This window comes from Bacillus sp. ISL-7 (assembly GCF_018613065.1).
On the sequence record NZ_JAGGQW010000043.1, the window covers coordinates 49,782 to 59,839 of the forward strand.

Annotated in this window: 10 protein-coding genes and 3 pseudogenes; 8 read left to right on the top strand and 5 right to left on the bottom strand. The window is 35.0% G+C overall.

Annotated elements, in window-relative coordinates; all coding sequences use genetic code 11:
• Positions 1-48: 48 nt before the first annotated feature.
• Positions 49-456, top strand: a complete 408-nt coding sequence (locus J7E66_RS17585; RefSeq protein ID WP_215002199.1) for a DUF1259 domain-containing protein — start codon at positions 49-51, stop codon at positions 454-456.
• 183 nt (positions 457-639) lie between these two features.
• Here J7E66_RS17585 and J7E66_RS17590 read toward each other — a convergent pair whose 3' ends face one another.
• The 3 genes from J7E66_RS17590 to J7E66_RS17600 form a co-directional block, all read right to left on the bottom strand.
• Positions 640-2,010 carry an MATE family efflux transporter gene (locus tag J7E66_RS17590; RefSeq protein ID WP_215002201.1) on the bottom strand — a complete coding sequence of 457 codons (1,371 nt, stop codon included), beginning with the start codon at positions 2,008-2,010 and terminating at the stop codon, positions 640-642.
• Positions 2,011-2,190: 180 nt separating this feature from the next.
• Positions 2,191-2,634 (bottom strand): cell wall hydrolase, encoded by a 444-nt coding sequence (locus J7E66_RS17595; protein WP_168241952.1) that lies wholly within the window; start codon positions 2,632-2,634, stop codon positions 2,191-2,193.
• A 149-nt stretch (positions 2,635-2,783) separates the two neighbouring features.
• The gene (locus J7E66_RS17600) at positions 2,784-3,410 is read right to left on the bottom strand and encodes a hypothetical protein (protein ID WP_215002203.1); all 627 of its coding nucleotides are present in this window, start codon (positions 3,408-3,410) and stop codon (positions 2,784-2,786) included.
• Positions 3,411-3,632: 222 nt separating this feature from the next.
• Between J7E66_RS17600 and J7E66_RS17605 the strand changes: the two are divergent.
• The 6 genes and pseudogenes from J7E66_RS17605 to J7E66_RS17630 form a co-directional block, all read left to right on the top strand.
• Positions 3,633-3,854: pseudogene (locus tag J7E66_RS17605) on the top strand (sigma factor); the annotation flags it as partial.
• Positions 3,855-3,873: 19 nt separating this feature from the next.
• The gene (locus J7E66_RS17610; protein ID WP_308162534.1) at positions 3,874-4,386 is read left to right on the top strand and encodes an FtsW/RodA/SpoVE family cell cycle protein; all 513 of its coding nucleotides are present in this window, start codon (positions 3,874-3,876) and stop codon (positions 4,384-4,386) included.
• A 735-nt stretch (positions 4,387-5,121) separates the two neighbouring features.
• The gene (locus J7E66_RS17615; RefSeq protein ID WP_251032981.1) at positions 5,122-5,703 is read left to right on the top strand and encodes a pyridoxamine 5'-phosphate oxidase family protein; all 582 of its coding nucleotides are present in this window, start codon (positions 5,122-5,124) and stop codon (positions 5,701-5,703) included.
• 230 nt (positions 5,704-5,933) lie between these two features.
• Positions 5,934-6,524: a molybdopterin-dependent oxidoreductase gene (locus tag J7E66_RS17620; protein WP_215002209.1), complete on the top strand. Its 591-nt coding sequence runs from the start codon at positions 5,934-5,936 to the stop codon at positions 6,522-6,524.
• Positions 6,525-7,197: 673 nt separating this feature from the next.
• A complete protein-coding gene (locus J7E66_RS17625) occupies positions 7,198-7,473 on the top strand; it encodes a hypothetical protein (protein WP_098935020.1) in 276 nt (91 codons plus the stop codon).
• A gap of 111 nt (positions 7,474-7,584) precedes the next feature.
• Positions 7,585-7,824 (top strand): hypothetical protein, encoded by a 240-nt coding sequence (locus tag J7E66_RS17630; protein WP_215002211.1) that lies wholly within the window; start codon positions 7,585-7,587, stop codon positions 7,822-7,824.
• A 590-nt stretch (positions 7,825-8,414) separates the two neighbouring features.
• On the opposite strand, the pseudogene J7E66_RS17635 reads toward J7E66_RS17630, so the two are convergent.
• Positions 8,415-8,773: pseudogene (locus J7E66_RS17635) on the bottom strand (IS3 family transposase); the annotation flags it as partial.
• A gap of 319 nt (positions 8,774-9,092) precedes the next feature.
• Here J7E66_RS17635 and J7E66_RS17640 point away from each other — a divergent pair.
• Positions 9,093-9,569 (top strand): hypothetical protein, encoded by a 477-nt coding sequence (locus J7E66_RS17640; RefSeq protein WP_215002213.1) that lies wholly within the window; start codon positions 9,093-9,095, stop codon positions 9,567-9,569.
• A gap of 136 nt (positions 9,570-9,705) precedes the next feature.
• Here J7E66_RS17640 and J7E66_RS17645 read toward each other — a convergent pair.
• Positions 9,706-10,032 (bottom strand): annotated as a pseudogene (locus tag J7E66_RS17645) (IS110 family transposase); the annotation flags it as partial.
• Positions 10,033-10,058: the final 26 nt, after the last annotated feature.

Genomic DNA, 10,058 nt, shown 5'->3' on the forward strand with positions numbered 1-10,058 from the left:
AAAGGGAAATCCTTTTACTAAAATAACTATAACAAAGGAGATTACATGATGAGTTGGAATGAGAGAAGAAACCTATGTCAAGAATTTGCTAGGATCCTCGGTGGGAGTGGAAGCCTAGATGAAAATGGAGTTTGTTTAGTGCAAAAGTTTCGTGATATTAACTTTACAATTCTTGGACGCGAAACACATTCTCCACTAGTTAATCCTCAATTTTTTTCTTTTGAAAATTTAGATCGACAAGGGAATGCGTTAAATTTAGGTGAAACAGTTCTTTTACAAGAAGAAATTAACCCCTTATTAACGGAACTTCGTAAACGGGACATTATCGTTACTGCTGTTCATAATCACTGGTTGTTTGAACAACCAAGAGCAATGTACATGCACTTTGAATCAGTTGAACCGCCACTGCAATTTGCAAGAAAAGTAAGGGAAGCCTTTAGAGTTTTAAGAGGCTAATTTTAACACGGCACTATTTAGGCAATCATCGTCTTATATAGTGCTTTTTATTTTTCGTTTCGTATGATAGTAATAGTTAGTTTGCCTACTAGCATCATTAGCAAACACTTTTGGTAAATCTGGTCCGTTTGTAAAAAAAAAGCTGCCATTTTGGCAGCAAGGATAGCGAAGTAACCTAGTAATCTAAGACACGCTTGGCGATACTTTCTGTTCTGCACTTTTTTTCTTCAACCAAGGTTTGGAGACCCACCGGTTCAAGGCGAAAAATCCTCGTATACATTCATCAAGTCCTTGGGCCAGCCAAATTCCTAGTAGTCCTAAACCAAGTGTAATTCCGAAAAAGTAACTAAATACTACGGCAATGCCCCACATGCAGATCACACCAATGACTACTGGGAACCGTACATCACCTACTGATTTTAAAGAACCCATAAGGACGATATTCATGGCACGGCCAGGTTCAATAAATACAATTGCCCACAATACTGGAAGTGCTATAGCAATAATGTTAGTATCTGTTGTAAATATAGTTAAGATGGGCTTACCAATGAGAGCAACAGCAAGAGAAACCGCAGCTGATACAATGACGGCAATTTTTAATGTCTTAAGACCCCTCTTCAGGGCTCTGTCGTATTGCATAGCTCCGATATAGCGGGCATTCAAAAGTTGTGTCCCTTGGGCAATTGCCACTGTAAACAGGAAGCAAACCATCGATATATTTAATATATACACCCGTGCGGCTAATGCTGCATCACCGGTAAGTGCGACAAAGCTTGTAATCACCACTTGCGAAAATTGGTAGGAAAGGTTTTCTCCAGCGGATGGAATACCGATCGACAGGAGCTCCTTTACATCGGTCTTATTGATTTGAAAGATATCCTTTATATGAAACTTTAAAGCTAGTTGTTTATAAACAAAGTAAAACAGTGCTACAATGATAAAAATTCGGGCAACAAACATGGAATAGGCCACCCCAGCAACCCCTGTTACAGGAAGGCCGAACCACCCTTTAATGGCAATAAAGGAACCGATAATACTAATCACATTCATGATGACCGTAACGACCATAGTTTCTTTTGTATGTCCGTAGCTGCGCAAAACAGCACTTAAAGCTAAAGATATGGCTTCAAGGAAAAGAGATAGACCTATGATGGTAAGGAAGGTGTAAGCAAAATCGTAAACTTCACCGCTAAGTCCGTAAAATTTTAAAAACAAACCGCCAAAAGCAACCACAATGATGGTCATCATAACTCCAAACCAGAAATTCACTCCAAAGGAAGATCTTGCAAGGCGTCGCGCCCGGTCCAATCGGTTTGCTCCTAAATTTTGACCGATAAGGATAGTCGCTCCGATGGCTGTGATGTTAAATACTAAAATAAAAATATTAAGAATCTGATTGGCTACTCCAACTCCTGCAACAGCGTTGTCTGAATATCCGCTTAAAATTAACGTAGCAACAATTCCCATACTCATATGAAGCGATATTTCGATAAAAAGAGGCCACGTGATACTAAACAATGATTGATTCTGGTACTTATTATTCTCTACAGTCAATTTATTCTCCTTCTTTACTCAAAATCATATAAAACCTATATTACTACATTTACTCTAAATGAAAATAAAAAAGTTACTTTTAAAAATTCCAGTTGGACGGATGGACATTCACCTTGTCCTATTAACAACCGAAAAAGGATATTGTGCTGAAAATGTAAAAAGCTTACTCAAAGAGTAAGCTTAACTTCCTTTATAAACACTATCACATGTTCCAGCTTTTGGTTCATAATAACAATGATTTTTATATTGACCAGATTGAGGTTGACCGTACCATGTTGGAGGACATGGAGCATATGGATTAAAGTACCAAAGGGCATATTTCCCAGGGTGTTCTCTCCAATAATCCAAATTCTGTTTTGCTAATCTTTTCTCAGAAGTTCTCGCTCTTTGATAAAATACATTTCCTTTTTGAACAGCTTCAAAGGAAAAATTCCCTCCTTGTACTTGAAAAATTACTTGGCGAATTAATCTTAAACCTTTAAAGTCTAAACAATCTGCTTTAAGACGATTAACAATTACATTTCCAACATATAACATTCCTTGTATTCCTTCACCTTCGGCTTCCGCTCTCATCATCCTTGCCATTAAGTCAACGTCTGAACTTCTGTAATTTACTCTTGGCATTTTTTCACCCCAAAAATATAGTATGAAAAAGAGCCTGCATTAATGTAGATTTTTTTCAAATAAAATTACTTTTCATCCGACGTCCAAATATATTTCTGTTGTTCCATTCATATTTGCGTGCAACACGTAAATATTCATCTTCATTCCCCTTATGATCTTTTAGTTCTCCGTAAAAAAGATAATGCAATCACTACGACAGTTACAGGGAGGATAAGCCAGAGCCAATTAAATGAGTGATTTTCTTCTTCGGAGTATGTTTCGTTTTCAAAATTTTCATAAGAAGATACCGTTTCTATTTCTTCAGGCACTACCGTGTCCGATTCATTTTCATCAAAACTAACCGTTTCAGAATATAAATCATCTTCTACTGGTTCATCTTCTGGTATTTGTACATCCATCTCTTCTAAATCAGCCAGCGTATAAACGTTCCCTGATTCATCCGCATATGTAGGTTCAACATCGTTTGCATCGTTTAGCATTAATAAAACCGTTCCAAAAACAAGCGTTTTTGATAACACATCGCCAGAAAAATAACGTGTAGATTTTGGATATTTTGTCGTAAGTGAAGAATAAGATGTCGGTTTTGTCGTTGTGTTCGTTGTACTGCTTGAGCTCGGTTTTGACGGCGAAGTCTTCGGAGTCGTCGTAGACGGTTTGGTATAGCTAGGACTCGTCCCCCTCGTCCCGCCTATTCGTGTTTTTGCCTCAGCAATGACATTACAAAGTAAAAAACTTAAAACAAGGATAGATAGCACACTAATCATAGTTTTTTTCATTTATATCCCCTCCTATAAAATAGCCAGCTCAGATTAAAGAACCTGCTTCCTTTAATTGACTATGCTTAGTAGAATAATATTAACATATTTTTCCTAATTAAATACGAAAAGCCGTGCGATTTAAATGAGATGGGCCTGTCGTTTGTCCTTTACGAAAAAAGGCTGTTTTTAAAAACTTTATCTGGGAGTACATCGTCTATTGTTTATGAAGGAGGGATGGACGTGGAAGAAATGACTTTGGAAGTATTAGATACAGAAGACAAAGAAGTACTTATAGACGAAATTATGAATAGTTATGGTCAGGAAGTCCTCCAGCTTGTTTTTTCATATGTAAATAATCGTACCATAGCAGAAGACCTAACTCAGGATATATTTGTTAAGTGCTATAAAGGAATGCATACATATAGCGGCAAATCGAAGTTAAGAACATGGTTGTGGAGGATCCGTTAGTTGTTTCTTGTTCGTGAATTCCATTTCTTGGAAGTTTTTAAACTATTATCAGAAAGATCGATTGTTGGCCTATCTAAACCCGGAAAAGTATTCGGATGGACCAGGATTTATGATCCTGCGTGTGAAAGAGCTTCTGCTAAAAGCAGGCTGGTTTGGTAACGCCATGAACAAAGAAATTATTCCTGAGGCCCATACTAATTTAGTGTTTGTAAGTTTAACCTCCTATTACGGTTGGCTTTTTGCCATTATGCTAGTTTTAATCCTTTTCCTTTTTAGTGTAAGAATCATTGTCATCACAAGTAGGATAAAAGATTCGTATGGAAAACTTCTTCTAATCGGTGCAGTTGCACTTTATACGATACAGTTAGCGACTAATATCGGAATGACACTAGGTGTTTTCCCATTCATTGCGATGTCCTTGCCCTTTATAAGTTATGGATTAATGCCAACGCTGCTCAATGCGATATTAATTGGGATTGTCTTAAGCGTATATCGCCGAAAGGATCTAACGAGAATACAAATTTGAACTTCAGATAACCCGAATAGGAAAAAGCCAAGCAGTGTGTTTCTCAATGGAAGCACACTGCTTTTAGCGCGTTTTTAGGAAGATTATGAAAAAAATATAGACTTATTCAATTAACTGCCTTTATATACAGTATGATTTTCCACCGTATTAAACGTAAGCACTGATACGAAAAATGTCAGTTTTCTGTTTTTGTAGAAGCATTATCAACAGTAAGTATTTATAGTTTTTAACTTTAACAAACATAGGACTTTACTTGGAGGGGTGGGTATGATGACTTTGCTGCCTCTGAAACTTCCTGCTATCTTTATAGGAACTCTTGCGATGATATCATATGGAATAAGTTGAAAATATACAAGATTTTATTTACCTTTATATATTTTTGGCTTATTTACATAAAAATAACATTTCCATAAATGAATAATTAATAAGGGTAAAATAATACTTGCATATATAGATTAATTGGTCCAAAGGACTTTAAAAAAAAATCTAATAATTTGGCCTAAATTCAAATTTTAACTGATATATTCCAACTATCAAATCATACATAGATTAATTGTACAGGGGAAGATAGTTTACTGGAGTTTCCTAAAAACTAATTTTAGAAATTGTGAGATATTTCATTTAAACTAACGGGGCAGGTTAATTGAAGAATTGAATAATAACCTAGCAACTATGTGTTAAGATATAAGGCAGAATTACTGAAAGGGTTGAAAGAAAATGTCAAGAGGGGAACACTTGCTGCAAGAACAACATGGGACTATAAAGAAAGCATCCTCTTTTTATGAGAACCAAATGCTTAATTACCTAAATGATAAGATGATACATTTTATAGTTAAGCAAGGTATGATGTTTATTGCTACAGCTGATTCTAGTGGAAACTGTGACTCCTCTTTTAGAGCTGGCTCAGTAGGTTTTGTAAGGGTTATTAATGATAAAACATTAATATATCCTGAATACAAGGGGAATGGTGTTATGGCAAGTTTAGGAAACATCATTGAAAATCCCCATATAGGATTAATGTTTATAGATTTTTTTGAGCATTCCATTGGGTTACATGTAAATGGTACAGCCTCTATTATAGAAAATGGACAATTAGCCTCATTAAAGATGACAGAAAAGATAATGAATGATATTAAAGAAAAAGAAGGTAATAGACCAGAACGTTGGGTTATTATCAAAGTTGATGAAGCTTATATTCATTGTTCAAAACATATTCCAAAGTTAAAACAAATCGACAAAAAAATATATTGGGGAACTGATGATGAGAAACAAAAGGGTGGGGATTTTTTCAAAGCAAAACAAAGTAAAAAAGATTAAAAAAATATAGCTAGCGGGTGCGATTGCTTAACAAAGTGGTCGCTTTTTTCTTCTTCAAGTAACGGGAGCAGGATAGTGGAATAAGAAATTTATGGGAATATACTGGTTCCAAATTTTAGGTAAATCTCAAATAACGGATTTGACTACAGTATGCTTTCATTATTTTGAAGCAAACTATACAAAGCACTGTGATTTAATTAACGTTTAAGATGAAAAAGGGATGGTGTAAGATGAAAAAGCAGCTTCCACCTGGCCAATTCGAAACAGAAAAATGGCCAATACTGCACACAGGGGATGTTCCCGAGTTTAATGAAATCACATGGGATTTCAGACTTTTTGGTGAGGTGAAGGAAGAAAAGTCCTTATCCTATAAGGAAATCATGGAGCTTCCAAAGACCATATCAAGCGTTAACATGCATTGTGTTACCACCTGGTCTAAATTTGATACAACTTTTGAAGGAATTGCACTTAGAGAGTTATTGAAATTTGTTGAAATTAATGAAGGTGTAAAATACATTAAAATTTACGGATACTACAATGGGGACAGATTTGGTTATTCTGCAAACCTGCCGCTAGAGCCTTTATTAGGGGACGATTCTTTGTTTGTATACCGTTGGAAGGATAAAAATCATGATTGGCATGATATTGATCAAAAACATGGTTATCCACTAAGGTTTATTCCACCAGAAGTATTTTATCTATGGAAAGGCTCAAAGTGGGTTTCAGGGATTGAGTTTATGAAAGTAGACGAGGCTGGTTTTTGGGAAGAGCTTGGCTATTCGATGACAGCAAATCCATTTAAAGAAGAGCGGTACCGTTAACACAGGCTACGAAACAAAAAGGAGGGTGAGAAGTACTTAAACTTTTGATACTTTGCTTCCAATAAAAAAGCAAGGCCATTTTTTTTGTAACGGTGCAGGTTAATGGAAGAAGAATGGATTTTCAACTTCTGTCCACTGTTGACTTTGAATTAACTATTAGCTTTTACTAACAATGTAGATTAGTATCACCCTTTTAGGAACAAATATAAACTTAAATTTACCGAATGTTGGCTTATTCGTAGGATTTCAAATATGTACGGAGTACCAGATTCTTCAACATAAGGGCACGGACCCATTAGTTTAGCATGATTGGCCTCCCACCCCTTGGATAGGCATGACGAAGGAATGATAGGGCATTGACCCGTTGAGACATGGAAGGGAAAGCCTCCAAGGGCGGCGTGGAGCACGTACTATATGGTAAAGTATGGAGTAATAATTTACTCCTCTATTTAACTATGCCTTCAGGTAGCCATAATGATTTGAACTCATTTCAATTTACCGTTTCACCTAACCGAAAGGTTATGAAATCCTGCGAATAAGCGAGTATTCGGGAGAAAATCGTATTAAACTGAGGGAGTTGAATAAATTAAATGGGATAAAAGATACACAAGTTATTCGAAAAAAGGTTAAGTAAGGAAGATTTGGCAAATCATAAGTAGAAGGAGGATTTGAAATGAAATTTACTATTCGTATTTTCTTCAGGGAAAACTTTAATAATTCAATATTTGAAAGAGAGCTAAAAAAATCCTTAGAGGAAATTAGTGTATCTGTTACAAGTATTAATTTTAATCAATTTGAAGAAAAATACATACATAATAAAAGGAATATTATTGAGATAAATGTTGAAGTTAAAGGGGACTATATCGATTACAGAACCGTTTTTGGTTGTGTATTTTTAGTATTAGATGAACTTTCTTTAAATTTATCTGGATTAGATATAAATGAATAATAGGCTTCCCTAAGTGCTTTGGTATTTTTAAATTTTCCCTTATAAAAAATTTGTTTTTTAAGGAGGAAATTATGAAAGAATTTATTATTTCATATATAGAAGATAATGAAATTGGAAAAAGGAAATCCTCGTTGTAACGAAGACTTTCAATCATGCTATGAAGAGTATATTCAAAAATATCCAACCATGGTAGGTATTGTTCAGCAATTTGATGAAGAGCACGAAACCATAAATTTTCTCCGCCCTAACAATATTCAAATAGAAAAAGTTACTGACGAAATCTTCGAGGAAGAAGAGAAAAAAAGAGAAGTTTATGATGGATGGATGATATATATCCACATTTCAGACTGAAGTGTTGACCATTTTGTCAATGCTGCAAAATTCATAGCTAAAAATTATCGAAAATCAGGCTGCTAAATTTGGTGGCTTTTCTGAAGTGCATAAAAATCCGAACATAGAGCAGATTTATGAGAAACTATTTGGTTTGAATAAACAACTATTTTCTTATTGGTCCAGGAATATACTTTTTAAGACACAGTGGTGGATAACTTTGGGGTTGTTAATAATTCCATGGATAATTGTGGGCGGATTGATTGTTATTCCTATATCTATGGTTATGAAATCCTGCGAATAAGCGAGTATTCGGGAGAAAATCGTATTAAACTGAGGGAGCGAAAGAAGTGGAATGAAAACCCATTTTCCTTAATCCTGCATTTGACAAAAAAATTTTCGATTATTTTTAAGTCGGTAAAATAACGAGGCAAGATGTAAAACTTAGAATTGAAAATAAAAGCAAGGGTATGCAAAACAACTTATCAGGTTCCGCAAGTTGTAATATTAAGTTTGTTTAGGGAATTTTAACCCTCGAAAAATCAATTTAAAAATGGAAATAGAAATTAAAAAAATTACAGTGGTATTCTAACTGGTTTGTCAACACTAAACTAGACAACTTTTTTAAGGTGTTCCTTTTTGTACTCAATAGGGCTTAAATATCCAAGCGTTCCGTGAATTCTGATGTGATTAAACCAATGAACATAATCATCCAATTCTAACTTTAACTGTTCCAAACTATCAAAATACATTCCTTTGACGAATTCCGTTTTAATAATTTTAAATGTAGCTTCCGCAACTGCATGGTGCAGCCCTTCATGCTTAATGAACGCTTGATATTAAATGTGTCTAGTGCTTCATCAATGGTTTTGTTTTTAAATTCATTTCCTCGATCAGTGTGAAATAATTGAATTTGCCTTAAATCAGCTTTAATTGTCGATAAGGTTTGATAGACTAGTTGTGACCGCTTTAAAGAGGTGACACAGTTTTTGCTAGATAAATTGGGACACTTTTTTCCAGTAAGAGATGTGCATTTTTACATGGAGAGAGACGTAAATGATTGCCTTGGTTAATCAAGTAGACCCTTGTTTGACTGTTCTTGGAAATTAAATAATGTATGTTTTGGCAGTATCTTTATTAATCTTTATGAGTCGATACTCAAGAAGAAGTGTATATAAGCTAATATTTATACATAATTGTGAAGTTATGCTTGCTGCACTAACGGGGCAGGTTAGTGCAAGAAGAAATGATATAATAATCCCAATAACCTTTATGAAAAGAGGGTGGAAATGAGATACTTAGATGATTTGAAAATTAATTCTAAACCTATACAAAAAGAACTTGAATTTTTATTATCTGAATATAAAGTACAACCTGTCGGAAATGGCTATATTGATATGATAACAGCTAATGAATTAGTAGTTGATTTTATAAATGAATTGACAAATAAGGATTTGGTTATCGAAGGCGTTACCTGGTGGTGTCATTGTACAGAAAAGTCAAAAGAAGTGTTAGCCTGTCCGCACGGAATGGGTGGACCAGTAAGTGCTTATTATGATGGCTGGTTTAGTGAAACTGAAATTCCAATGTTTTTACCTTTCAATGAACTAGAGAACATTACATTGAAGCGTACTGTTGATGATATTAAACCAATAAATGATGTAGTTATAAAATACATCAAAGAAGAGTTTCCGAAGAGTGATGTTTATATTGAATGTTTAGTTCCAGCAATATGGCTTTTGGTTCCAGATGATTGGGAAAGATAGAAACCTTGTTGAACTATCCTGAAAATAGTAACGGGTAAAAGGGCATTTTTGGCAATACGAAACTAAACCCTATAAGATCCATTTTTTTTTTAAAAGATCCGGGTCTCGAATTTTAGCTATATTTTTTTGACCATAATTACGCTATTGCTTCAACAGTTACTTTACAACCAAGAGTCTCTAATCGTTTGATAGATTGCTTGATCACGATTTCTTTCTTTCGTCGGTCAAAGTAATCTGCGCCCAACTCAATATAGGGTACTCTTCTGTTTAACATGTGATATGCAATTGTTAATATGGTATGTCCAACCGCAACTGCTGCGCGTTTTTTACCAACTCTTGCCGCCAAACGTTGGTATTGGGAAGATAGGTAGGTGTTTTTTGTCCTTGCTGCCGAATGTGCTGCTTCAACCAGTGCGGCTCGCAATTTTTTATTACCTTTTCTCGTTTTTCCGGACTTTTTTTTCGACTCCTTTCATTGTTCATTGCACC

Bases quoted from the DNA above. Each gene is read 5' to 3' on its own strand.
- J7E66_RS17620 (WP_215002209.1), top strand. From the start codon at position 5,934: ATGAAAAAGCAGCTTCCACCTGGCCAATTCGAAACAGAAAAATGGCCA.
- J7E66_RS17640 (WP_215002213.1), top strand. From the start codon at position 9,093: ATGAGATACTTAGATGATTTGAAAATTAATTCTAAACCTATACAAAAA.
- J7E66_RS17600 (WP_215002203.1), bottom strand. From the start codon at position 3,410: ATGAAAAAAACTATGATTAGTGTGCTATCTATCCTTGTTTTAAGTTTT.
- J7E66_RS17585 (WP_215002199.1), top strand. From the start codon at position 49: ATGAGTTGGAATGAGAGAAGAAACCTATGTCAAGAATTTGCTAGGATC.
- J7E66_RS17625 (WP_098935020.1), top strand. From the start codon at position 7,198: ATGAAATTTACTATTCGTATTTTCTTCAGGGAAAACTTTAATAATTCA.
- J7E66_RS17595 (WP_168241952.1), bottom strand. From the start codon at position 2,634: ATGCCAAGAGTAAATTACAGAAGTTCAGACGTTGACTTAATGGCAAGG.